This window comes from Pseudomonas sp. CP-1, assembly GCF_021213715.1.
In the GTDB taxonomy this organism is placed as follows: Bacteria; Pseudomonadota; Gammaproteobacteria; order Pseudomonadales; family Pseudomonadaceae; genus Pseudomonas; species Pseudomonas aeruginosa.
In genome coordinates this window covers 1-24,628 of the sequence record NZ_JAJQKY010000007.1, presented here as the reverse complement: position 1 = coordinate 24,628, position 24,628 = coordinate 1, and the positions used below count along the sequence as shown (strand labels likewise).

At 54.9% G+C, this 24,628-nt stretch carries 28 protein-coding genes; 27 read left to right on the top strand and 1 reads right to left on the bottom strand.

All coding sequences use genetic code 11. The features are described from left to right. The first annotated feature begins 6 nt into the window (after positions 1–6). The 20 genes from LT948_RS15410 to LT948_RS15315 all read left to right on the top strand — a co-directional run bounded on the left by LT948_RS15410 (position 7) and on the right by LT948_RS15315 (position 16,395). Positions 7–957 (top strand): PD-(D/E)XK nuclease family protein, encoded by a 951-nt coding sequence (locus tag LT948_RS15410; protein WP_010792591.1) that lies wholly within the window; start codon positions 7–9, stop codon positions 955–957. 62 nt (positions 958–1,019) lie between these two features. Further along, positions 1,020–1,517, top strand: a complete 498-nt coding sequence (locus LT948_RS15405) for a hypothetical protein (protein WP_010792590.1) — start codon at positions 1,020–1,022, stop codon at positions 1,515–1,517. A 619-nt stretch (positions 1,518–2,136) separates the two neighbouring features. Then, positions 2,137–2,433 (top strand): hypothetical protein, encoded by a 297-nt coding sequence (locus tag LT948_RS15400; RefSeq protein ID WP_010792588.1) that lies wholly within the window; start codon positions 2,137–2,139, stop codon positions 2,431–2,433. Between the two features lie 46 nt (positions 2,434–2,479). Continuing rightward, positions 2,480–2,653: a ribosome modulation factor gene (locus tag LT948_RS15395; protein WP_010792587.1), complete on the top strand. Its 174-nt coding sequence runs from the start codon at positions 2,480–2,482 to the stop codon at positions 2,651–2,653. Between the two features lie 80 nt (positions 2,654–2,733). After that, the gene (locus LT948_RS15390; RefSeq protein ID WP_010792586.1) at positions 2,734–3,171 is read left to right on the top strand and encodes a hypothetical protein; all 438 of its coding nucleotides are present in this window, start codon (positions 2,734–2,736) and stop codon (positions 3,169–3,171) included. A 159-nt stretch (positions 3,172–3,330) separates the two neighbouring features. Next, the gene (locus LT948_RS15385) at positions 3,331–4,452 is read left to right on the top strand and encodes an AAA family ATPase (protein ID WP_010792585.1); all 1,122 of its coding nucleotides are present in this window, start codon (positions 3,331–3,333) and stop codon (positions 4,450–4,452) included. Between the two features lie 11 nt (positions 4,453–4,463). Continuing rightward, the gene (locus LT948_RS15380) at positions 4,464–5,285 is read left to right on the top strand and encodes a hypothetical protein (protein ID WP_010792584.1); all 822 of its coding nucleotides are present in this window, start codon (positions 4,464–4,466) and stop codon (positions 5,283–5,285) included. Positions 5,286–5,416: 131 nt separating this feature from the next. Then, positions 5,417–5,674 (top strand): hypothetical protein, encoded by a 258-nt coding sequence (locus LT948_RS15375; RefSeq protein ID WP_010792583.1) that lies wholly within the window; start codon positions 5,417–5,419, stop codon positions 5,672–5,674. A 167-nt stretch (positions 5,675–5,841) separates the two neighbouring features. After that, complete coding sequence (locus tag LT948_RS15370; protein ID WP_010792582.1) at positions 5,842–6,057, top strand: hypothetical protein; 216 nt, start codon at positions 5,842–5,844, stop codon at positions 6,055–6,057. Positions 6,058–6,059: 2 nt separating this feature from the next. Further along, on the top strand, positions 6,060–8,114 hold the full coding sequence (locus tag LT948_RS15365; RefSeq protein ID WP_010792581.1) for a hypothetical protein: 2,055 nt from the start codon (positions 6,060–6,062) through the stop codon (positions 8,112–8,114). 116 nt (positions 8,115–8,230) lie between these two features. Further along, entirely contained in the window at positions 8,231–8,509 is a 279-nt protein-coding gene (locus LT948_RS15360; protein WP_010792580.1) for a hypothetical protein, read from the top strand. Positions 8,510–8,667: 158 nt separating this feature from the next. After that, positions 8,668–9,933 carry a DUF3150 domain-containing protein gene (locus LT948_RS15355; protein ID WP_232197081.1) on the top strand — a complete coding sequence of 422 codons (1,266 nt, stop codon included), beginning with the start codon at positions 8,668–8,670 and terminating at the stop codon, positions 9,931–9,933. 73 nt (positions 9,934–10,006) lie between these two features. Further along, positions 10,007–10,777 carry a hypothetical protein gene (locus LT948_RS15350; RefSeq protein ID WP_010792578.1) on the top strand — a complete coding sequence of 257 codons (771 nt, stop codon included), beginning with the start codon at positions 10,007–10,009 and terminating at the stop codon, positions 10,775–10,777. 98 nt (positions 10,778–10,875) lie between these two features. Then, positions 10,876–11,469 carry a hypothetical protein gene (locus LT948_RS15345; RefSeq protein ID WP_010792577.1) on the top strand — a complete coding sequence of 198 codons (594 nt, stop codon included), beginning with the start codon at positions 10,876–10,878 and terminating at the stop codon, positions 11,467–11,469. Positions 11,470–11,582: 113 nt separating this feature from the next. Further along, positions 11,583–11,963, top strand: a complete 381-nt coding sequence (locus LT948_RS15340; RefSeq protein ID WP_010792576.1) for a hypothetical protein — start codon at positions 11,583–11,585, stop codon at positions 11,961–11,963. Positions 11,964–12,118: 155 nt separating this feature from the next. Next, positions 12,119–12,919, top strand: coding sequence for a hypothetical protein (locus tag LT948_RS15335; protein WP_010792575.1), 801 nt, complete (start codon positions 12,119–12,121; stop codon positions 12,917–12,919). After that, a complete protein-coding gene (locus LT948_RS15330; protein WP_010792574.1) occupies positions 12,913–13,818 on the top strand; it encodes a hypothetical protein in 906 nt (301 codons plus the stop codon). Before LT948_RS15335 ends, LT948_RS15330 begins: the two co-directional genes overlap by 7 nt. A gap of 47 nt (positions 13,819–13,865) precedes the next feature. Next, the gene (locus tag LT948_RS15325) at positions 13,866–14,555 is read left to right on the top strand and encodes a hypothetical protein (protein ID WP_010792573.1); all 690 of its coding nucleotides are present in this window, start codon (positions 13,866–13,868) and stop codon (positions 14,553–14,555) included. Continuing rightward, on the top strand, positions 14,519–15,916 hold the full coding sequence (locus tag LT948_RS15320) for a helicase HerA domain-containing protein (protein WP_010792572.1): 1,398 nt from the start codon (positions 14,519–14,521) through the stop codon (positions 15,914–15,916). Before LT948_RS15325 ends, LT948_RS15320 begins: the two co-directional genes overlap by 37 nt. A gap of 5 nt (positions 15,917–15,921) precedes the next feature. Beyond that, on the top strand, positions 15,922–16,395 hold the full coding sequence (locus LT948_RS15315; RefSeq protein WP_010792571.1) for a hypothetical protein: 474 nt from the start codon (positions 15,922–15,924) through the stop codon (positions 16,393–16,395). A gap of 42 nt (positions 16,396–16,437) precedes the next feature. On the opposite strand, the gene LT948_RS15310 is transcribed toward LT948_RS15315, so the two are convergent. Then, positions 16,438–17,931 (bottom strand): HD domain-containing protein, encoded by a 1,494-nt coding sequence (locus LT948_RS15310; RefSeq protein ID WP_019439020.1) that lies wholly within the window; start codon positions 17,929–17,931, stop codon positions 16,438–16,440. A gap of 127 nt (positions 17,932–18,058) precedes the next feature. Between LT948_RS15310 and LT948_RS15305 the strand changes: the two genes are divergently transcribed. From LT948_RS15305 to LT948_RS15275, 7 genes are all read left to right on the top strand, one after another. After that, positions 18,059–18,946 (top strand): hypothetical protein, encoded by an 888-nt coding sequence (locus tag LT948_RS15305; protein WP_021018427.1) that lies wholly within the window; start codon positions 18,059–18,061, stop codon positions 18,944–18,946. 13 nt (positions 18,947–18,959) lie between these two features. Continuing rightward, positions 18,960–20,615: a type II secretion system protein GspD gene (locus LT948_RS15300; protein ID WP_010792568.1), complete on the top strand. Its 1,656-nt coding sequence runs from the start codon at positions 18,960–18,962 to the stop codon at positions 20,613–20,615. Then, on the top strand, positions 20,615–21,550 hold the full coding sequence (locus tag LT948_RS15295) for a hypothetical protein (RefSeq protein ID WP_010792567.1): 936 nt from the start codon (positions 20,615–20,617) through the stop codon (positions 21,548–21,550). Before LT948_RS15300 ends, LT948_RS15295 begins: the two co-directional genes overlap by 1 nt. Next, positions 21,547–22,023, top strand: coding sequence for a hypothetical protein (locus LT948_RS15290; protein WP_010792566.1), 477 nt, complete (start codon positions 21,547–21,549; stop codon positions 22,021–22,023). The genes LT948_RS15295 and LT948_RS15290 overlap by 4 nt, the downstream gene beginning before the upstream one ends. A 2-nt stretch (positions 22,024–22,025) precedes the next feature. Next, a complete protein-coding gene (locus LT948_RS15285; protein WP_019439018.1) occupies positions 22,026–22,685 on the top strand; it encodes a hypothetical protein in 660 nt (219 codons plus the stop codon). Positions 22,686–22,687: 2 nt separating this feature from the next. Further along, positions 22,688–24,445 (top strand): GspE/PulE family protein, encoded by a 1,758-nt coding sequence (locus LT948_RS15280; protein WP_010792564.1) that lies wholly within the window; start codon positions 22,688–22,690, stop codon positions 24,443–24,445. A gap of 45 nt (positions 24,446–24,490) precedes the next feature. Beyond that, positions 24,491–24,628 (top strand): type IV pilin protein (locus LT948_RS15275; RefSeq protein ID WP_232197104.1); only part of this gene is annotated, 138 nt, incomplete at its 3' end.

Here is a 24,628-nt window from a genome sequence, read left to right as displayed (position 1 = left end):
GATCGCATGACTTCGTTCGTGAATCCGCATTACATCTTCAATCCACTCCCGGATGAAGTAGACATAACGCTGTCTCCAACGCAGATCATGAAATCCATGGTTTGCACTCGGCTGCTGGGGTACTACCGAGCTCGTGTAAAACCCGAGGCAACCCCGCTCAACCTACTGTTCGGCTCAGCCTTGCATTGGGTGATCGAAGGGTTCGTCAAGGGATACATTCCAGAGGAGGAAATGGCCACTCAGTTTATTAACAAGTTCGAAGGTTTATCCGACGGAAAGTTGATAAGCATGGCCAAGTCTAAGTCTCGGGAAACAGCAGAGGTTCTTGGTAAACAATTAGCTGCAGGCTTTCCGTCTTACTTCCGTAATCTTGGCCTCAAGCCACTGATTATTGAAGGACAGTTCAAGTTGAAAATCGCTGAGCGTACCTTCATCACGCTAGTAATCGACTTTGTCGGTGAATGCACAAAACCAATATTCAACCCGAAAGGGGAGATGTTGGCTGATGTTGGCGACGTCGTGATCTTGGACTGGAAAACCGCTGCACAGCCTGAGGGTGAGTTGTTTTCCCGATACGGGTATCAGCTGACCTACTACTGGCTGGCAGTGAAATTAGCATGCCAGCAGTTGGGAATCAGAGAGCCAAAGCTTTGTGGTTATGCCTCAGGGCAGAAGCCCAACATCACGAAACCGGACTCCAAATCAGTTGTGAACGCCATCTGGCATCCAGTCCACTGGGTAAAACGGACGGCGGCCGACATTGAGGAAGCAGTGGAATATGCCCGCGTAGTTGCCAAACGGCTTCGCGCAGGTGAGTTTTTCCGTGCCCCTCATATGGCCTACGACTCACCCTGCGATAGTCACTCCAAACGGTGTGACATGGCGGGGCTATGCCTCGAAGGTTGCTTGTCGGGATACAGCGTTAAAGCAGGTCTGACACTTGCAGACCTAATCTGAATTTAAACAACCCTGTGGGGCAAAACAGCCCTACGGGGCTGGTGCGCCCTCGAGGAGGCTACATGCGTGAGTCTTATCGAATGGAGCGCTACGCTCAACGTGCTGTACGAATTCGCCGTGACAAGGAAGCTGAGGATCTCGCCAGTCGTAAGATTGGTGATTTCCTGATGCGGAATTACTTGGCCGAAGGCGCCTTACTAGCTGAAGAGTTTGGGAGGGTGTCGTACCACGAGCGTTTACAGCTTATTGCCAACTCCTCTGAACTCATCATGAGCTCCGACGGGGAGGAAGGCATCAATGTGGTATGGGGCTCGAATAAGCAGGTACTAACGCACAGGTTGCTGTCTCCGAGGATTCGGAGCGACTTCCACGGTGCGCATTACCTCGGTTCGTGGTCCCGCTCGATGCCCAAGTGGAAACACAATGAGCTTCGAGATGAAATCAAAGCCAAGTTAGAAGCCAGAGTTAAGGACCGAGTTGAACTGCGTAAGCAGGGCATGCTCGACTTCTCTCTGGATACTGACGATATGCCACCGCTATTCCTCCAACCGGAGGGCTAATTTCCAGCCCTTTCGGGCCGGAAGTTCAACACTTCCGGCGGGACGCCCTGGTCGTGTTTCACATAACACGCGACGGCGTAACTTTGGAGGCAACATGAGCTACATAAAAAACCTGATGGTCGTGATCATCGCGTCCATCATGGGTGCTTCTGCCTCCTCCCTGTTCGTAGGATGGTCTACTAATGAACTTCGCATAGTCTTTGTGGTTTCCATATTGATGACTGCACTCATTACGTTGAACTCAACGGCTCAGGGACGGAAGAAGCGTCCTAAAATGAAGCCGACGCGCACGGTAAAACGTAAATCGCGTCGGGCAAAGAAGCGTGCACGTAGCCCCTAGGTGAGTAGAGGATCGAAAGAATCTCTTATTACTCATCGCGAGGATGCGACCATGTCTTTCAGTGTGACTCTCGGAATCCTGTTTCTTGCATTCGCAATTTACTGGGGTTGTGATTACGTTGAGCGCCGGCGTGCCGGTGGCGACGTAGCTGGTACACGAAGCAGCACGCCATAAATTCCATGGACATACCCTGGGGGTGAAATTCCCCTTAGGGATGATCACCTCTGGGGTTAGGACAGGAGAAAAACCATGAACTAACTAAACTAGAAGGTGAATACCATGAAAACCAAAAAATCCAAGTTCGTTTCTAACCTAAAGCTATCAGTCGGGTTCGCCCTGTATGTTGGCTGCGGGGGAGATATACCAGCACCAAAAGCAATTGTTCCGATGATGTATTGGTCGGTGATCATTGCCGATTACGTGCTGCGGACAACGAACATAATTCGAAAATTGCTCAAACCGATTCTTCTCCACACCCCACTGGGGATGGCTTTCCTCGCTACGAGGTTTGCCCTGGATCTGGCCCTCGCGGCCTGTCATGCGGAAATGAAGCACATCGGAAAACCGGCCCGGTGATCGGGTTTCGGGTGGCCATCACCCGGATTTCGGGAAGGAGCATTCAATGAAGGCGTTTCAACAAGGCAAAGAAGCATATCGTTCGGGCAACTCCAACCAATCCAATCCGTACCCATCCATGTCCCAAGAGGGCAGGGCATGGGCAATGGGCTGGTTGGTAGCGAAAGAACCAGGCAACTGGGACGACATCGCACGCCTCTACGACGACCAACCAGGCTAAGCCAGGTCGGACCCTCCCGACCTGCAGGCGGGAGTGAACTCTTCAATTCTCCCGTCTGCAGCGGGTAGGAGCTTTTAGCAATGCAACAACGCCAATACAGCGACAACGAACTGTTCGGGATCATCCAGGAAGTCTATTTCGGGGCAACCAGCTGGGAGCAAGGCCGTCAGGCTGCGCTACGAGGCCGGACCTTATCTGACAACCCTGAAACTCCCGACACCATCTCCTACGACGAGTGGAAGAAGGGGTTCGTTCATGGAGCCGTCTACGACGTTCCTCAGTCAGAGCAAATCGAAGAGATCGTGATGGTTGGCATCCTGCCGGTCATTGAGGTCCAGGTATTGCCAGCACGCTCCTTCTGGGCCGTGCTGAACAACCTGCAAATCGATCTGCATCTCTCGGTTCCCGAGCTGGCTCGGAGAATCGGACTCGCAGAAGAGCGACTGTGCGCTGGGATGATCATGTTCGGGTTTTACGACTCGGATGCGATCCCCATGTACGACCGCGTAGCCGTCTAATAACGGGCCCCTTAGGGGCCTCTCCTTGCTCTGTGAGCTGGACCAAACATCCAGCTCAGTGCTGGGTGTTTGCTCGAGGTCACCGATCTCACAACACCCGGCTCCGCGCCCGGGTGTACATCTCAATGCCCCGTGCGCGGCGGGTGCGAGGAAATACAAATGAACAACGTAGCCAAGAAGAACATCACCGTCGAAGAGATCAAAGCCGCTCACATCCAAGCTGTCACCAGCCAGAAGTTCGAGCCGGTAATGGTCCACGAGCTGTTCGGCTTCTCTACCCCTCTGAAGGGTTTTGAGAAACCGATCCCGGTACCGGCAGAGCGTCATCCGCTTTCGCCGAGTGTCGACAGCAATTACGTGTTCAATGAGAGCCTGGTTCGCCGGGTTCTCCTGAGCATGGCGACGAAAGACTCCATCATGCTGGTAGGCGAGAAGGGGACCGGTAAGTCCTCCCTCATCAACCAGATCAATGGCCGTCTTAACCGTCCGTCAATCGCAATCAATGCCGGCCCCGGTGTTGATGAAGGTTACCTGGTAGGGTTCCGTACCCTTGGGAAGGACGGTGTGAAAAGTGTTGATGGTGTGCTGAGTTATGCCTATCGCCATGGGCTGAGCTGCACCATCGACGAAATCTGCAGCCTGAATCCCGGCGTGCTTCTCAGTCTGAACGACATCCTCCAAGGTGATGAGGTCGTGACGCTGAAACACCACGGGATTGACCCTGAACTGGACCCGAGGGAACTCCTCGGCCTCGAAGGTGGGATGAACATCGTTCGTCACCCGTCGTTCCGGCTGTTCGCAACCGATAACACTGGTGGTAAGTCCTCGCGTGATCCCCGGTATGCCGGCACGAAGGGACAGAACGCTGCAGTACGTAGCCGCTTCACCTCCTTCAAGGCCAACTTCATGTCGGCTGAGAAAGAGATGGCTGCTCTGCATGGTCTGAACACTGGAGTGGATGATCTCAACATCCAACTGATGGTTGAGTTCGCGTTCCGGTTCCGTGTTGCGTTTTCGCAGGAGGAGGCGTTCGACAACATCTCCTTCCGTGAGCTCAAACGCTGGGTTACCAAAATGGCTCTGTATGATGATCTGGATGAATCCTTCGTCGACGCTATCTACGGCAACCTCGAAGAAGCGGACCAGGCTCTGGCCCGCGAACTCTTCGATGAAACCTTCGATCGCGACCTCGTACTTCCGGAAGAGTACACCACCTCGGTGGCGGACCAGCTGGATGCGCTGACGAAAGCTGCGGTTAGCAATGCGGCTCAGATAGCGTAAGGAGGTAGGTGATGTTCTACCTGACGAACGATTCGGGACGTTTCATCGCTGTACGTGGGGACGTGAATACGTTCCTCGTGACAGTGTGGGAAGGTTCAGTCATGCGAGGTGTTTCCGGTAAGAAGGAGTTGCTCTGCGGAACAGCGGAGGAAGCCTGGGAGCATGTTTGTGCCCAGGTTGCCGACGCTCGAAGCAACGGCTATTCGTCGCAGCCAATCGATCATTCCCCCGTGGAACTCGATGCAGCCCAGTCGATAGTCGCTGAGTTTGACCTCCTAAGCCGGGGAATCTATGTCCGTGTCAAAAGCTGCACTGCAGAGCAGTTCAATGAGGGGCTTGCCCACTTAGAGAATGTAGTTCGGGTGCTCATCGATGCGGGTCATCCCCTAGCTTTCAGGATGGTAGGCAATGAGTTTGAAGTCGCTTTGAACGGGGCTTCGATTCGTAAAGGCATCGCCTCGGTACGGGACTGGGAAACCATGTCCCCGAAGGGGCGAGAAATTTTCGAGGAAAGGGGCTTTATCGACAGCACCAACCTGCTGCCAAGCGGGAAGGGGTTATGGCGATTTAGAACCCAAGAGTCGGTTTTGGATGTCTGTGCACGGGCTTTTCTTGCCGAGCTCAACAAAGCCGGAGCCGAGTTCTCGGTAACGAGTGACTCTGACTACACCCTCGATTTCCAGCGACCGTTCCAACGCCAGTCCGTTCAAGAAATGGACTGGTACAAGACGTTCCCTGGCCTTCTGAAGGTGCTTGAAGATGCCAGTCTACTAGGTGGCTCCAGGACCAAGGTTTCGGTGCCCACCAACATCGGTATGTCCCTGTTCCTATAACTAGGCCCCATGGGCCTCCCTCCTTGTGAGCTGGACAAATCCGGCTCATGCCGGGTTTGTTCTAACGAGCCCGGCACCGCGCCCGGGCTTTTTTCTACATTGCCCGTGCGCGGCGGGTGAGAGGTAAGACCATGAAAATCGCAATCGCGAAACTGGATGCTGCTCTGGATAAGTTCTGGATTGGCGTTGTGCTGCATGCCTACCACCGTTTGATGAGTGCGCATTACCGCCGTAAGGCGGCGCGCCTCGCCCAAAAGGTTCAAGGCCGTGCAAACGAGATCCAAAACCCCGCCTACCAAGTGCGGGCCAAAGATCAGTTTTTAAGCCATCGCCACCAAGTCCTGCGTCATGACTTGGAAGCAAAATTGATCCGCGGGGAAACCTGCTGATCCATGCGGACTGCCCCTTCGGGGGCAGTCACTCCGCTCAGTGAGCTGGACCAACAATCCGGCTCACAGCCGGGTTGTTGTTCGAGGTCATTGATCTCAAACCACCCGGCTCCGCGCCCGGGTGTTCATCTCGATGCCCCGTGCGCGGCGGGTGCGAGGAAATACCCATGAACCTGATTCAGAAAGCAATCAAAGCAGCAAAAGACAAAGTCCTGCTCAAGTACCACCGGGTTGCCGCTCGGATGTACCTGAAACGGGCCACGTACGTTGCAGACCAAGTGATCTACACCCGCTTTAAGGTCCCCACTCAAGCACTTCGTGTGCTGCGAGAGAAGGCCAATGAGCACGCCCAGAAAGCCTACGCAATCCGGAAGGGAGTCTGATCATGAGTAAGCTGCAACGTACCGCGAAACAGTTCCAGGACGGTTGGATTTCCTTCCTTCGTGTTCTGGCAAGAAACTCCAAGATCAAGTTCGTGATTCGTCCGAATGTCAGACCGTGCACCGACGGTAAGGTCGCGTACCTGCCGTCTCTGCCGGCGAATTTGACAGAGGAAGACTTGATCCTGTTCAAGCGTTGGGGTTACCACGAAGTCGGCCACATCATGCACAGCGATGTGCCGTTTTTTCAGGAGTTCAGCATGGAGCATGGTGCCTTCGCGGGCCTGCTGCTGAACGCTGTCGACGACGTGTATATGGAATACGCTCAAACTCGGTCTTCTCGACGTTCTGAGCGTTTCTTCCGTCAGGGAGCAGCGATCATGTTCGATCGCGGCATGTTCCGGGACGGAAGCCAAAGCCCCCAAGAAGCATTTGCAAGCTACACCTTGTGCTTCCTTCGCAGCCGTCGGTGGAGTGAGTACCAGCAGCCTCTAGCGGCTGTTCGGAAAAACTTCGATGCCCACTTCGGTGAGCATGCCGACCAGGTGCGCGAAAACCTGGAAACCATCCTTCTGGCTGAGTACCCGAGCGTTCGTTCCACTCAAGACGCCGGCGATCTCACCCTTCGGCTGATCGAAATGCTGAAGCAGCAGCGTGACCAGCAGGATGAGCAGCCCCAAGAGGAGCCTGAAGACGACAATTCGGAAGGTGACGAAGGGGATGACCAGGACGATCAGCAATCCTCGCAAGGGGATGATGAGAGTAATCAGGAAGACGATCAGACCTCTGACAACGGCCAAGGCCAGGGCCAGAAAGATGATCAAGAACCTACCAACGGTGACACCGGTGGTCAGGGTAGCGATGACGGTAAAGCTGAAGACGAGTCCGACTCCAAGGCTGATGGCCAAGGTGCGCCGGGCGAGGATGACGCTGATGCCAATAACCAATCCGAGAATGCCCAAGGCGACAGCCAAGGGCAAAACGGGGTCGACCTCGCCGAGTTGATCGAGCAAATGCTCAGCAGCAATGGTGGTGACGATTCCGAAGTCCTGGATATGGACAAAGTGATTCAGCAACTCGCGACTAGCATCCAGAACGGTACCAACCCGGACTATCAGGATGCTGCTCCGGTTCCAGCTTTCGAAGTTGAACCGAGCGATGTGGAGAACCAACCCTCACTGGGGGCTGGAACGGTCAAGGACCTGGTCGAAGGGATGCTTGTTTGCCCTGCTGACAAGGAACATGCACGTGAACTGGCTGATGCGCTAGACCGCAAGGTCAATGTACTGGCCACGAAACTGCAGGCCTACCTGTTAAACCGAGAAGAAGCGGACGTCTACTCGACGCGCCGCGGTTCGCTCGGACAATCTCACCTCTACCGTGCAGGTATGGGAGACAGCCGTATCTTCGAACGTAAAGAGGAAACGGTACTCCCTACCGCAGCGGTCTCTGTTCTTGCAGATCTTTCCAGCTCGACAAGCTGGGTTGATCCTAGCGTTCTCGCGACGTTGGCGAAGGCGAAAGCCAAGGCCATTGCTGCTGGGGAAGCTATCAATGAAAAAGAGTACGAGGTGCAGACAGTTGCCAAATCCATCCAGCAGAGCCTGCTGATCATGGAGAAGGTGTTCCACAGGATCGACACTCCACGCGAGTTCTTGGGCTTTGCTCCAAAAACTGGCCATCTCAACACGGTGGTGAGGACCTTCGGGGACTCCCATCAAAACGCGGTTGACCGCATTGGCGGTCTGGACAGCATCACCGGCGGGAATCACACCCCGATTGGTGAGGCGGTTTTCCAAGCAGCCCAACGCCTGGCAAGCCATCCGGCACAGAGGAAGCTGATGTTTGTCCTCACGGATGGTGCTCCGTCGTGTGCGACCCTGGCTACAGAACAGACTGCGTTAGCGGTCGACGCTGGAATCAAGGTGGTGTACCTCCTCATCGGCAATGAGGTCCGAAAGGACTGGCTGGAAGAGGCGGGTATCCCGTACGCCGTTGCTGCAACCGCAGATGACGTTGGTCCAGCTCTTCTGGAGCAAGCCAAGCAGCTGCTGATGTAACCACTGATGCCGCCCTTCGGGGCGGCCTCCCTCTCTCCAACGAGCTGGAAAACCATCCGGCTCGCGCCCGGGTGTTCTCAATGATCACCCCGTGCGCGACGGGGGAGGGCAATTCAATGGCAACTCAAACTCAAGTCTACGGACGGTCAGTAGACAGCGTTTTGCACTTTCGTCGCGAGTCCACAGGAGTTCGTCTTACCCAAGCCGAACTCCAGGGCTACATCGAGGAGGTAGGAACATTCGCGCGCGATCTTCGGGTCCGGGATGAGGGCAACACCCTCGTCTTGAGCTTCAGCTGGATGCGTGCAACCTACAGCTATGTGCTGGACAAAACAGAGTACGGCTATTCCCAACGCACTCCGCTGGGAGAGGGCACGATTCTACGTCTGCTGTAACAGTGGCCCCCACGGGGGCCTTCCTTGCTCAGTGAGCTGGACCAAACATCCGGCTCACTGCCGGGTGTTTGTTCGAGGTCATTGATCTCAAACCACCCGGCTCCGCGCCCGGGTGTTCATCTCAATGCCCCGTGCGCGGCGGGTGCGAGGAAATACCGATGACTCAAGTAATCAGCGCTGCAAATGACAACAAAGTAGTAGTAATCAACCTGCTGGTTTCCGCGATGGCGGCCGATCGTCAGATCGACCTCGACGTGCTGAATATCAAGGTTGAAGAGTTGCACGATGAGATCCGGAAGCTGGTGACTGAGAAGATCTTCCCGAAAGACTTTCTCCGTAACTACGCCCGGCTCCGTGAAAACGGCGAAACCCTCCTGAAGCAAGACGGCTCCATCATGTGCTCCATTGGGGCGGTGATGAGCCGCAGCGAAGCGGTCATCAAGATCCGCGAGCTGAACAAGATCAAGGAGGAGTGGGCTCAGCAACTCGCTAAAGATGAACCTGGCTATCAGGCAATGTGCGACAAGCACCTGCTAGAGATGAGCCAGAAGGCAATTGCGAAAGGTGCCGACTCTGCCCAGGTAATGCTGCTGGCCGAACACCTTCGTAAGCGCCAACCAACTTGGGAAGAGGTAGCCGCACGGTTCAAATTCGAGTTTGTCGTCACTCCGGTAACAATGGAGGATGGCGAGTTCGATGCGGACCTGTATGAAGCACAACGCGACAGCGTTGTTGCTTTGCGGGAGGGTGTCCTCGGAGCAGTCATTCAACACGTCTGCAAAGAGTCCATGGAGATCCTGGAAACCCTCGACAAGAAGACAACCGGGAGCCAATCGGGCGAAGTGAAGGTTAACCCCCGAACTGTCCGTCGTGCTCAAGCGATGTGTGTGAAGCTGAATTCCCTGGCTTTCATTCACCCGCTTATCCGTCCCCTCCATGACGCCCTGAAAAGCGAAATGGACAAGGTGCCGGCTAACGGTTTCCTTACTGGTGGTGAATTCCAAAATCTGCGGGAATGCCTGAAGTCTCTGCGTGACCAGACCATCGTTTGGGACCGCTTGAAGAATGGCCAACCCCTGATCCAGGTAGCAACCACTGCTGCTTTGAGCAACATCACTCAGCAAGCTCCTGCGACTGCTCAAGCCAATCTTGGGCAAGCCCAGCAAGCAACTTTGAACCAGCCTGCTTCGACCGCTTCGGCGGCCGCGGCGTCCATGCCTGCAACGTCGGTTGCGAGCACTGTACAGGCTGGCGCTGCTGCACCTGCAGCAGCTGTAGCTCAAACCACCGCAACTCCGGTTGTTGTGGCACAAGCTACTGACGAAGAGGACGAAACCACGGTCCCGGACGCGGTTGAGTCCACGCCTGTTGTGCATGAGGAGCCGAAACCGGCTCTGTCGCAGAACTTCGCGCTGTTCCTCTAAGCAATACCTCCCTCCCACCCCTGACGGGCCACCACACCCCGTCAGGGGAGTGGTGCGCCCTATGGAGCGCACTATGCAAGTCGATCTCTTTGGTGAACCCATCCTATCCAACCCCATTCAACCCTCCTCGGAGGCGGATGCACCGGTGGATTTGTTTGGAGTAGCCATCAATCAATCAACCGCAGTTGAGAAACCCAAAGCAGTTCGAAAGGCCCCAACTAGGCTGGTAATCGACAGGAAGGCCCTCTGGTCCTCCTCCGGTTATTTGCCTGGCGTGAAAGAGTTGGATGAGGATGATGATTTGTCGGATGCACTCTCGACGTCGGATACCCGTTCAGACAATTCCACGATCGAGCGCCTGGAGAAGGCTCTCGGAATGGCACCGGTCATCAAAGATGGCAAGTGGCAAACCGACGAGCTCGGATACCAGTACCGCCGAGTAGGCAAGCCGTTCAAGGGGAGTCGAGTTTTCGGAAAACGAGGCTCGATGATCTGGGAACTCAATCGCCAGTTCGTGCTGACCTCCGCGAGGGATGCTCTTGAACCGGTGTTCACTGACCCCTGCTGCTGGCTCATCATCAACTCCGTCCATGTGCTCGCCATCCGGCTGCGCATGATGGAGGAGGATGAAGATCCGTATGCATGCCTGCAGGCCTTCCTGCAGGTCATGACGCAGCACGACTTCATCGATAACTCCCGAACGGGGGAAACGATCCGCAGGTTGACCAAACGGGACCAGATGCGGGAGAAGCGTGCAGCGGCACGGAAAGCAAAAGAAGAGAAACCGGTTTCCGACTCGCTCATGCGAGAGATGGAAAACGACGACTTTGATTGCGACGAGTAACTCACTGCGAACAGACCCCTGCGCCGGCGGGGCCTGAAAATTCATTCAGCCACCCTCGAGTGTGCGAACTGGGCTCCGGCTCCCAGAGGAGAAACATCATGACTCATGTTCTGAAAGCAAAGCTGACTGCTGTTGCCGATGTGGTTGTTCTGAAACTGGCTGGTGCTGTCTGGAAACTGGTGAAGGTCTTTGACCCGAGGCCGGTCCAGGAGCACTTCGCCGCGCGACCACCTGTAAACGGCGTGACATTCGGCAAAGTCTTCAGCCTCCCTCGGGAGGATGCAGGCCAGTCGATTGTTCGGTTGGGCTGGCAGCACATCAAATCGGAGAACAAGAAAACAGGGATCGTCAGCCGTAAAAAGCTGGTGAAGATCTTCAACCCTGCAAACGGCCACTTTGTGGTTCTGTGGGCAATGGGAGCAAACGAAGGTCGTCCTTTGCCCCGGGATGCCATGGCGATCGATTACGACGCTAAGTTGGCCCTGGGGATCTCCAAGAAGGAAGAGGAAGCGGAACTGATTGTTGGCGAAGCCAACCTCGGTGACCGCGAATTCTTCCATATGTACACCGACCATGACGCATCCAGTCGTAGCGCTCGCGCTCTCGGCTGGTATCTGTTCATGGCTGGTATCGGCTGGTCCGTGGGAGTAACCGTCGAAGGATTGGTTACCGCAGTGCTGCGGATGTTCTAAGCCTGAAGTGACACCGCCTCTCCCTTAGGGGAGGGCGGACGTCACCTCCAAGCATCCTCGACGAGGGCGTTTGGAGGTGGCGTCCGCCCTTTACCGAAATCGAGAGGTGAATCATGAACGGTGTATCGAACAGAGCCTACGACCTGCTGAAATCCTTCGGGAATTCTGGGCTCACACTCGAGAGCCATTTCCCCAAAGGGGTGGAAGGCAACATAGCCCGCCACACAGCGCCCAAGTTGATGTTTCCAGACTCAATGCCGCTTGAACTCGTTCGCGATCACATCGAGCGCTGGAACCGGAAGCTGCAGGGGCTGTTTCCTGGCATGGGTTATTACGCTTTCAGTCCTGCGGACGAGATGGCGAATCCGGGGAACCACGTGCTGGTTCTCTTTGCCGATGATTCCTTCTTCAAAGCTTTTATGGGCGGCGTCCAGAAAGTCGACGTACTCACTTCGCTGTGGGACTTCGATGCCTGCGTTCGGCTGTTGCGGTAATTTCCGCGGCAGATCGGAGCGGCCAAGGGCGCGCGTGGACCTGGTCACGCTGAAGGGGGCTGAGAATCAGCCCCCTGGCGCTCAGCCCCCCGTTTTCACTGGAAGGCCAAGTCCTTGCCGGTAACCTCTAGGGCATCCCATTTGGAAGCCCTACCATGCTCGATCTTGCTGACCTCGATCACACCCTAATCTACTTCGTTTCATTCCTCGCAGCCTTCCTATCCATCCGACCAACTCTGCGTGCCGCCGGCACTTGCGGAGCGCTTTTGCTCGCCTGGACATTCGTAAAACTGGAATTGACTTTCGACCTGGCCGACCTACTGCTGAATGAAGGTACAAATCCTCAGTTCATCACCGCAGGAGTCGCGGCATTGGGTATCTTCGGCCTGGCGATCAGGGTTTCCCGCTCTCGGTGGAGAACAATGGACCGTACCCTGATCTTGGTAGCTCTGATCAGTGTTTGTCTCACCACTGCCGTTTTCCACCTCGTCCTCGTGAACCGTGTTCTTCCTCTCTGGGCAAAGGATCTCGCTTGGACGAACTACAACCTGGTTGAAGCCTCTGCAGAGTCTTTCGCCCCCAAATGTGAGCAAGCAAAAGTGACCTGCTGGCGGGGCACCGCATTCGAGGATGGGGCCTTCAAACCCGAACTTAGGGAGCAATTGAAGGGGGTTGATTCCTTTTTCAGGGCTCACCCCAAGCCATTCCCGCAAGGACATGGTTTCGGTGTGTTCAACGACCTCTCGGATGATGGCGTCGCAGCTGTGCTCTATTACCTGGACAAGGGAGAGGCACGAATCGTGATTGATAGCGCGGGCGCCACCCGGGTCCATCATTTGGTTCGAGAACTGTTCTACATGCTTTGCGGAGTCGCCCATTCGGTCTGGATTGCTGGTGCGCTGTTCCTCATCGCGTTCCACCGCCGGCGTTTCATGAAAAGGGGGGCTTCATGCTGATCGACTTCAAGGCCGAGCACACACAGTATCTTAAAGGGCGGCCGTCAGATTCTGGCTGGGTGTATACACCCGCCAACCCGAAGATGCCGGCCAAGGGGAAGTACCTGGCTGCTCACCAGGTGTTTAGCAATAACGCTCTCAACGCTGCGATCTACATCCGAAACGACGTGAATGCCGCCGGCGAGGCGATTAGTGTGCACACAGCACTCCGTCTCACGTTCTCCCATAAAGCGAAGGGCAGGTACCTACTAAATGACGACCCGGACAAGCTCAGTCTCAACCTTGGGCTCGGCGCGGTACGTGAGTTATACCGTTGGCTCTCTGACCAGCAGCCGCGGTTGGAATACGAAATAGTTCGTGCGAGCGCATCTCCAAAACGACTCCAGGGCTTCACTCTTCAGGACGGCCAGTTCGCCCGGATGCTTACTGCAACAGAGTTCGACTCGGAAGCAGTAGGTACGCTGACCATCCAGGTTGGGCTATCGGATGACGATGTGATCCATCTGCAATTTTACTGCCTTGGTTACGCCAAGCTGATCTATCCAACATTCACTGATGTGGCGATCCTCGAGCTGCTGAAAGCGCATACAAGCTCTACCGACCTGACAAGCATTCCCTTCCCAGTTTCGCATGCGAAATCGGACAACGTAGCCGCCCCCCAGCGAACGCAAGACGATGATCGTGGTGTGGCTGAGGATGAACCAGATCCAGTGAGGCTGGAGCGTTGCAGAAAGGCAATCTACGCCGTTGGGATGCAACGCTGGAAAGGCTCGAGAGATGTCATCGAATTCATCCAGGACTCTGCTCCTATCGCTCAGATGGACCGGTTAATCAAGGACGGGAACGCCGGGGAATTTACGGAGTGGAACCGCATCGCTGACATGTTCAAAAACTCCTAACTCGGACCTAGAGGCGGAATAGGGCACTCAACTCCCACTATTGGGGTATGAATGCCCAAATCCCCATTTTCGCCCGCATCAAACAGCACAACGCCGAATACCCACGCGAGCTCTTCGCTGCGAAGGAAATTAACCGGCTGCTGACCAACGTCGACTTCCCAGCTGAAAGGATCTGGCTGGACCTTCGTTTCGACCCCTCAATGACTGACCCAACTTCATCCGCTTTGGATGTGATGATGATCAGTGGGGAGGCGCACGGCATAGCTGTACTCCGCATTCAGCCCCTGTATCTGCAGCAGGACATGCAGACGATGGTGGACGAAGCAATCCCTCACGAGCTCGCACACATCCTGCACGCAATAGACGTCAAGCAGAAGGGCGAAGAGATCGGGAAGTTGCATGACGAAGACTGGCAGGAGTGGCTATTCACTCTGGCACCGAACGCTACGCCTGCCGCAAAGGTAAAGGGTACGTTCGACGATCGTCCCGTAAAGCTCAGTAAAGGAGGGCTTGCCGTCGAGTGCGAGTGTGGTGGAGATGAGGCCATCGCTGTTATCGCCGACACCACTGGCAATTCCGTGAAGCTTCAGGAAGAAGAGCTCGAGTGCTCCTCATGCAAGTTTCCATATCACCGGCTTTCCCAAGACTCTGCCCTGCCTGAGGGCATCGCCTCGGACCTGAAATTCCTCGAGGGAATCAAATGTATCAAGCTGCACCATCCCAACCTACAGCGCTGAGTCAGGCCATTGCCGGACTCACTCACTATGATCCCATCAGGATCGGGAGCGACAGCCGCGGCCAAACCGTGGACTGGGTGCTGGCAAAGTCCAGCAACTTTAACGTCCTCTTCGAAGGGGCAAGCGGCGCAGGCAAATCCCATACGATTCAAAATCTACTTGCGCGTGTCTACAGCCGTGGCATGACATTCCACGTCCTGGACATCAAAGGCGACTTCTCCTACGAGAGTTTCGAAAAGGCTGGTCTCAGCCACCTGGTTCGGCCGGAAGACTTCAACGACATCACGTTCAACTACTTCGAGGGCGGCAGCTCCCTCAACCCACTCCAAGTCCCGAGGACGAAAGAGGGGGGTGGGGTACTGATGACAGTCGAAGGTATGAAGCAGTTGGTGAAGGTTTTTGCACCGAATACCGGCAAGCGGCAATTGGACTACCTCGAAGAGATTCTGAACGAGGTTTACCGCAAAGCCGGAATTTCCCAGGACGACATTGAGTCCTGGATCAGACCTTCCCCGACCTTAGATCAGGTCCTTGATGAGATCGATCTCGTGTTCAACTCCATCTCGGCCAGCATGGATTCGGGGTCGGTATCCGACATCATGAAAGCCTATGGCCAGGCCAAGTCGAAGGCAGAGAAGGCCATCGTCAAAATGAAGGCGGATGGCAAAGATCCATTAGAGATCGAGGACAAGGTCAACGAGATCCTTGATGACTTGGAAGGAGTCCTGCATGGCTACGCCAAAAAGCATCTGGATTTCCAGGCGCTGCAGAACAAGTCCACTGGCAACGGAACGTTCTGGGAGTTCTGGTCCAAGGATTCCCTTTTTGGCTTGCGCAGCATCATCCAGGGCATGGTGAAATCCCGTCTATTCACTGGTAACCCTTCAAAATCACAGGCGGGCAAAATCAACCGATACGTCCTGACCGATATCTCGTCTGAACACCAGCAGATCATCATGCGTATTGTGGCAAGTCGTGTCTTTGCAATGGGAGTTATGGATACTCGAAGGTCTGGTCTCTTCAATCCCGAGTACCCAAGCCACATCCTGATCGCGGACGAAGGGAAGCACGTCAAACAAATTTCGTCCTCGCCTCTGAGTCCAGTGAACCGAATTGCGACCGAGGGACGCGGTTACGGTGTGGGTGTTTGGGCTGGGGTTCAGCAGCCAGACCAGGTCACTCCGGACCTCCTGAAAAACGTCTCAACCTACTTCCTTCTCAAGACCCCCGAGACGACTTACGGTGAAGTAAGTCGGATGTTCGGGGTCAAGCCTTCGCTTCTGAAGCAACTGCAGAACCGGCAGAACGTACTCTTCAGCGCAGGGGACGCCTTCACTCTAGTAACCCACTTTAAGGAGTAGTAGGGATGAAGAAATATGCTCTGCTTCTTTGCCTAACCCTGACTGGGTGCACTGGTGGCAAAACCATACTCCCGGTCACCGCGGCGGACATTCAGGACCGCAGCCTTATACTCGGGGCTCAGCAGGCTGTTCAACGAGGGCAGTACCAGGAGGCAGAGCAGCTCCTCTCCAAGTACGTCTATAGAACGGACAAGGGCGATCTGAAAATCCAGTTCTGGGGGCTCAACGGAGAGAGCAGGAAAATCGCAATCGACACTGTGATTTCTCTCCTCTGGGAAACCGGGAGGGACCAGACGCTGGCTCAGTTCGCAAAAGAATACCTTTCGGGAGACGAGTACAAGGTCACTATGTGCCGACTCTCGGAACGGCAGGCGCATTATCCGGAGGCGTATGCCTGCTGGAACAACCTCGGCCATGAAGACAGAGCGGAGAGGACTATTCGCACTGAGGCTGCCCTTCGCATTCTCGGGACCGAATGAGCAGCATCAAGTGATTTGAGTTTCGCATGCTAAATCGGGCGGTCAATCACCGCCCGATTCCTCTTCTGCGCCACCATCTCGAGTGGGGCGACGAACTTGAATTTTGTAGTTCGCCATACCCCAACGGTCGACAACCCCGGGTAGGAGCTCTTGCAGGGTTTCCTTGTCTAGCAATACGCAAGCATTGAAGTTGATCACCCCAATCTTCACATCAAACAGGCCCGATGGGCTGTCATGATGATTGTAGCTATGGAGCAAAAGCCCCATACCCTCGAGGGTCTCCAGCATCACCGGAATAGCAGGGTGGGTGAAGGTACGGGTATCAACTCCCATCTGAAGCTGACGGCTCAACTCCAGCGGCAAATGTGAGCCGATCGACTCAAGGATTCGTGACATCGGAATGATGACGAACTCCATGGCGTCCTTCGTCCAACCCTCTGCTTCTCCAGTCGCCCGGAACTTGTTGATGTTGGCTTCGCCGACAAATTTCAGGATGGCCTCCCTGATCAGTTCCTCAGTCTGGGAGCTTTCCTTGGCTGCGCGAATACCATCTTGCTTCTCTGCACGGATCACGAAACCGTCAGCGTGTCTCAGCGCTTGGACCAACTTCTCAACGCGCGGGCCAGAAGAAACCGGAAGCATTGCAGGATGGTGGTAGTAGCGCAGCGCAAGGGTGAGTACGTTCTGATCCTCCGGCTGGAGCTTCGCGAACTCCGGCATCTGACGCACGATGTAAGCGCTGTAAGTGTTGTGGTGTGTTGCGTCCTTGTTCTTAACCCACTGGCCAGGCGCCTTCTCGGCATATGCCAATAACTTATCCAAGTCATGAGACAGCCCAGCGAGATAAGCGAGAGGTTCCTGCACATTCTGGCGCTTCAGATAGGACAAGACCTCCTTGGCGATGGCGAGGGAATGCTCGCGTAACGTGGCATCGGCATGGTGAGCGCCGACACTGGCTGGGACTGTGGGATGAGCAGCTAGTAACTCATGCACGGCCAGTTCGAGGTGTTCAATGGGCGTCGACGGCTCCCGGCTCAGAGCTACCTGTTTTCGGTTGCATCGGAAGAAGCGTTGGTTGTAGGGGTTGAGGTCTGTTACCCCTCCAATTTCCTCTCCGGTTCGAGGGTCCTTGTTGTTCCTGAGCAGGATCATCATGGTCGATCCTGGAATAGAGCATTCGTACTCGAAGGGATCGTCGCTCACCGCAGTGGCTTCAGTCGAAGTGTTCCGCGGTCGGAAATACCTGGAAGCTGCAACCCTGGCAATGGTGTAGACCATAGCGGCCGCGAAAATGCAGTGCAGCACTTCTACCAGGACTGCAACCAGCGTCCCTACGTAACCACCAGATGCGATGAGCTGAACCACTGCATGAGGCTTGAACATGTAGAAGTGGGGCGACAGGGCTTCAGCCTGGAAGTCCAATGCCTTATGCGTGGATTCTAAGTAGGCCGCATAGCCCAGGATGACAACTGCAATCATGACGATCAGGGCAACAACCCCAGATGAGGCTTTGACCTTTGGTGTAGAAGCGGACATGACTATCTCAACGTGGTGAACACAAGATCACGATGCAGGTTTTAAAAAAGATTTTCCAACCAAACCCCGGATTTGGAGCACTGCCTTCCCACTATTGAGGTAACAGAAGCCTCTATGGGACTCCGCAGTGAAAAAATCGATCCTCATCCTGGGCGTCAGCCTCCTGAGCCAGGGCGCCTACGCTTCCGCCTTTGATGATTCTCACCTCGCGCGGAGCGAAACTCTCTCACCGTTCGATCGCACTTATGAAGCCGGCAGGGCGCAGCAGGTGATGCAGCCCATCGACTACAAGCGGTCTACGCAAACGCCTTCAGCACCTGCGGCAATGATCGACCTGTCGATCGATAACCCCGTTGCCTCGGTAGAAGAAACAGAGACCGAACGGCAATACAGGAAAACTCTCGAAGACCTGGAACGAAACCGCCAGGCCCTGACTGCCGCACGTAGCGAAGCAGAACGCAATCTCATCGCTGCGCAGAAGACGGCGATCGAGGCTGCTGCAAAGCGTAAGCAGGATCTGCTGGCGCAAGAGGCCGAGATTCGTAAAGCCCTGGAACTGAACCGAGCGGCGCAGTCGAAGGCTGATCAGGTACAGGTCGCACAGCTCACGGACATCGAACAGATCCGCACAGAAAGCAAACAGCTTCTCATGCTGGCCGAGAACAACGCGGAGATGATCGAAACGGCTGCTCGCAAACGAGTGACCCTGGAGCGGGTAGACCCGACCGTGGTGATCAACGAACCGGTTGAGGCCGAATACCAAGGGGCAACTCTGAAGGAGATTGTGGAAGGGATCATGCCGGTCGGATGGCGTGTGAAAACAGCCTTCTACAACAAGCCTGAGCTTGAGACCCGCCGCTACGAGTTCATTTCCACTGACGCCCGTGACATCGCCCTGCGCAAGCTCACGGCTTCCGTCCGGGACGCCCGTGTTCGCTACCAGTATTTCTGGGACCTGACTGACGAACAGGGAAATCCGTCTCCCATGATCCTGATCACCGACCGCCCGAACTAAGGCAGCCACACCCATGAAGATGAAATCCATTGCCCTGGCTCTGCTGGTTGCCACCGGCCTGTTGGGATGTACCAGCAGCTTCGACATTTCCGAAGAAGCGAAAAATGCCCCCCTGCGACCCGAAGCGAAAGATGCTCTTCAGGCTGCCCGGGGTAACACTTTCGTACGCGAGATCAGGACTGAAGATATTGCGAAAGCCCGGCCGATTTTCCTAACGGCACAGAGCAAGCCGCTTCGAAGCGTGCTGCAAGACACGCTGCCTGGGTACGCGATCATTCCGAAGGGCAAAGTCAACCTTAACGATCCAATCGATGTAGCTGCTGCTGGGATGACCCTTGCAGATTTCATCGAATACATCGAAGGGACCCGAGACCTGAACATCGAGATCGTAGGAAAGCGTGTAATCGTTAGCGACTTCGAAACCCGCGAGTGGAACCTTGCCACTTTTGCGTCGACTCGGAACGTCAACAACGTCATCGCATCCACTCAGACTCGGGGTGCTAAAGCAGGCGACGACGATTCCAACAACCAACAAGACTCCAACGTCTCGACTGGCACAACCATCGGTCTGCAACTCTCTGAAGATGAGTGGCTGAAAGTGATGGAAGGCGCTCGGACGATTATCGGTGCCGAGAAAGAGTCTGATAAAGGTAGCCGTGGTCGCACGCAGGGTTCTGCAGGTGCATCGAGTGCGGCTGTCGGTGGAAACAGCAACGGCAGCAGCAACAATAATGGCATGACGAGCGGTTTGAACTTCGATGCGCCCTCGCCAGCAGATTTCGGTCTCCTGACCTCGAGCGAAGAAATTGAGCCCTACATCGAGGGGATTCGCTCCGTTGGCATTATCACCGCCGGCGGCAAGCCCTCGAAAATGAAAATCCTCGACCGCTTCCTCAAGCGAGCGATCGGCGAAGCCACCAAAATTGTGAACGTGCAAGTTGAGGCCTACGACGTCATCCTCAACAACGACAAGCAGAAAGGGATCGACTGGGATCTGCTTGTTAAGAGCACAGTAAACGGTAACCCGCTGGGACTTCATTTCTTCAACACGAAGACTGAAACCACCGACCCTTTCTGGAATGTCCAAGGAACCTACGAATCTGAGCATGTCAAAGCCGATGTTCTGATCCGATTCCTGGAAACCTTCGGTCGAGTTGAGCTCACCGACCAGCCCAACATTACGGTCCGGAATGGTGTCCCGGCCCAAATCTATGCGGGCGAAGAACTCACCTACATTGTTGACGTCGAGCAATCCCAAGATGAGTCGGGCAACGTAACCGTTACCCCGAAATTGGGCCGCTTGAAAGTCGGCGTGACCCTTAGCGTGACTGTGCGGGTGCTCGATAACGACCAGCTCCTGGTTGATATCTGGCCGGTGATATCGAACCTGAGTGGCAACGACACGATCGCCATCGGTGATTTCCAGTTCGAAACTCCTCGTGTGAATCTCAAGGAGTTCAGCACACAACTGATCACAAGTTCTGGTCGCGCAGTACACCTTGGCGGTCTCATCACCAAAAAGATGAACCAGGCTCTCCGCCATTTGCCTTGGCAGAATCTGGTCACCAAAGCAGTGCTGAACCCTCTTACCCAGGACATCAACAATCAACTCGACAGACGTGAGCTGGTCCTGGTTGTCACCCCCACATTGGTGGAGGGTGCTCTCTAATGAATCAGTTGCTTCTTGGCGTACCAATCCAGATTGGTGGCGAAGAGGTCATCATCTGCCGTGACTCCATCGGCTCGCAGGCGCTCAGCAGCTCCCGCGAGTCGGAGGTGTATACCATCATTGAGGGGCCACGCGAAGACGGCCGGCCAGCGATCTACATCGACGAAGATGAACTAAAGTCGATGCGAGAGTCGTACCCGGGCATTAACGTGTATGGACTCTGGCAGCTCCTGTTCGCCAACAACCTCGTTCCTCTGGGGAACGAGGTTATTATTTTCCCCATGGGTCCTGACCGCGGGCTTTATCTGCGGTTGGACTCTAGTACGGATGTCCATAAGCCTTCGAGCATCCTGAGCTCTTCTGAGTTTGTAGATAATTTCATCCCTGAGTGGATGGACTACGACCTCTCAAATGCTTCTCGCATTAGTCTTGATAATCTTGATCTGGTGTTACCCACCAGTCCGGCATATACCCGACAAGAACTATTCGAAAAGCAAAGGCACGATCAAACCAAACGCTGGTATATGGTCGCAAGCATCTGCGGCCTGATGCTGATCGCCACACTTGTATATAACTACGGCATGTACACGCTGTATAACGCTGATATGGCGGTCTATAAAACCAAGCAAATTCAAAGAGACGAGTTAGACACCAAGATTGGCGAGCTACTGCGTGAACGACTGGATAAGTGGCCGGACAACTCTGCTGAGCTCGGCAAGATCAGTGAGCTGGTTGCTTACGATAACAACCTTGAAACTTCACCTGATGGTGAAACTCATGTCGGGTTCACGACGCTGCACCAATTTGTAACGAGCAAATACTTGCCATTCGATCCGGCTGAGAAAGTCCGAGGCATAGTTTCGGAATTCACTCCCCACCTGAATTACGTCATTCGAATTGACCCTTCGGAAATTGGCGGGAGCGACAACCAATGATTATCAAGCGCTCAAAACTGTCTATTTCAACCTTTGGCTTTTCGAATCTGATGTTGATTGTCATTGCAGCCGTGGCAGTTGGCGCCGTTCGATTCAGCATGACCATGGGGGAGAGCCGCACTCTCCCAAGAGACTTCGATCAGATCGATGCAGTAATTGAAACTTCAAGACAAGACGTTCAGCGGTATACGGAGCTAGAAAAGCTTCCGAAACTCGTGACCTCTTGGAAAAAGGCTACTGCATCATTTGAACTCGATGGGCTCAAGTTCGAAACCTTCGACGCGAACAATTCTTCGGAGATGGGGAATACTTATTCAGGCCCGCTAAAAGGCTGGCCGGGCCAAGTAATAGGCGATCCGCAGGTAGTGATATCAAGTGTGCGGTCGCTTCAAAAGGAAATTCCCCTATATCTCTACGATTACTCCATTGCGAACGGAGTGATGAAACTTAACTTTGTAGTCGTGGGTACCTGATTATGAAAAATCTTGTCATCGGCACTCTTATGGCAGCTCAATTTGTGCTCCCTATCTATGCTCTTGCAGATGCGGACGATGCAGACACTCATCGTGACCGCAGTCGGAAGATTGGAGACATGGAGTACAAGCGCGATCAGCTGAAACTTCAGGCTGAAATGGCTGACTCCTACAAGAAAATGTCGGATGCCGGCTTCATTGTGGACGAAAGTGGCTCTCCACTGGGTGTAACAGATATCGCAACTCTGGGTAAAGAGGTGCGCAAGGCAGGCACTAAACCCGATAAAGCTGACCTCCCGTTCGGTCAAAACCCAGTCATCCCCAATGCCGCACCGTTCATGCTCGACCAGCCTACGTTAGGGATGAGCGGACCAAATGGACAGGCTGCTCCAGGCGGTCCAGTCCAGCCTGGCTCCTCTCAGAAAAACGTCCCCGACGACGATGAAGACAAGGCCAAACACTTTCTGGCGCTCCTCGAGGTTCGGGCTGACTCGATCGTAGTAATGACCAGCCAAGGGCGCCGAATCGTACGCAATGGCGAAAAGGTCAACGACTACACACTGCAGCGATTTGGGCTCGACAAGGCAGTTTTCAAAGGTCCTGACGGCACTCGGGAACTGGTAATCGATTGGACCAAATCCAAACGCTATGCGGACGACTGACCATGAGCAATAACATCCAGGGGATTCAACGAAAGATCCTGCGGAATCTGGTTGAGGCGGGGAAAATCACGCAACAGCAAGCAGATACGCAGCCAGTATCCGAAGTCATCGAGCAGGTTGTTCCCGACATCCTCCGCGTCTGCAAGGACGACGAAGCAGTTGCCCATGCGATCGGCAAGGCGCTCGGCCGTGAAGTGTTCTTCGAGCTGGAGGAAGGGCTCTCGATTACTCAGGGCCCTGAAGGGGAGCCATGGTTCATTTACGGTAACACCATCTTCATGGCCAATCCGTTCCACAAACGGATGCACGAGCGTGCCACAGGGTTCGCCAGGACCAACAACATCCACCAGCCGAAGGTTGGTGTGGTGAGCCTGACCCGCTTGGAAGCGATCAAGGCGATCGAAACTGAAGATGACGATAGCGCGGTCCATGACAGCGAGCAGCTAAAGGCCCGCGCGACACAGCGAGTTGAAGACCTGGTGCGCGAGGCGGCAAAACTCAATGCCTCGGATATCCACCTTCAGCCTACACAAGGTGATCAGGTTCAAGTCCGGTTGCGAATCGACGGCGAACTTCTGACTCGCAAGCTCTACACGTCCAAAATTCACGAGGCCATTTGCCGAGTGATCATCGAGAACAACTGCGGCCTTACCCTGGAACTGAACGCAGCCCAGGATGGGAAGTTTGATTTCGCGGTCTCGACCCATAAGAAAATCAACCTGCGGGTTAGCACGCTTCCTGTCACCAAGGGCTCGGAGAGTACCCCCAAGGTCGTGGTTCGTCTATTGGGCAACGACACGAGTTTGGCCAACCTGGACAGACTGGGCATGTCAGCCGAAAACAAGGCGCTGCTCCGTCGGTTGGGTGAGGCCCCCAATGGCTTGATCATCGTTACAGGCCCTACTGGCTCAGGTAAGACCACAACTCTCAATGCGATGCTTCTGGACATCTATGGCCAGGACCCGAACCGGAACTACCACACCATCGAAGAGCCGGTGGAGATCCAGCATGAGGGCATGTCGCATACCGAATGCGGTAAGCACTTGTCGTTTGCTACCGCTCTCCGAGCGTTGCTACGACAAGACCCCGACGTGATCTTACTTGGCGAGATCCGCGACAACGAAACCGCCGAGTACGCTTTCAAAGCCGGCCAAACTGGTCACCTGGTCTTGACCACCTTGCACACAAACAATGCCCACGAGTCGCTGGATCGCCTCGGCAGGATGGATATTCCGACAGACATTATCGCAACCAACACGCAAGCCATCATGGCCCAGCGTTTGGTCCGCAGCCTCTGCAAAAGCTGCAAAGTCGAATACCTCTTCCGGTCTGATGAGAAGCGATTCGCCTTGTATGGCTCGAACCCGGTGTTTGGCAGCAACGGCGATCTCAAGCTCTATCGAGCAAACCCCAAAGGCTGTCAGGTGTGTAACAACGGATCGCACCAATCTGGCGGATTGAAAGGGCGGCGCGGTGTCATCGAGGTACTCGAGCTTACGCCGGAAATTCAGGAGGCCATTTTGAATGGAATCTCCCCCAGTTTGCTGAGACGCTCCCAAATCGCAGAAGGGACCTTCAAGGACCTCTGGGACGATGGTTTGCGCCTAGTGTTCGAAGGTGTGATCGGGTTCGAGCAGCTCGAAAAAGAGCTACGGCCCTACCTCTCGGATCGAGTTGGCGCACCGAAGAATCGACATGAGAAAGCGGGTATTCGCCCCATCCGCGAAGCGAGCACTTCATCGTTGGTGCCACAGCTGTAACCGCCAGGTCCATCCCAGGAAAAACACAGAGAAAGGAATAGATCAATGATCGAACGTAATACCAAGCGTGTGCGCCAGAAGGGCTTCACCCTGATCGAGCTGGCCATCGTGCTGGGGGTCATCGCGATCCTGACTGCTTTCTTCCTGCCGGGCATGCTCAAGGCGCGTGAAGACTCCAAGCTG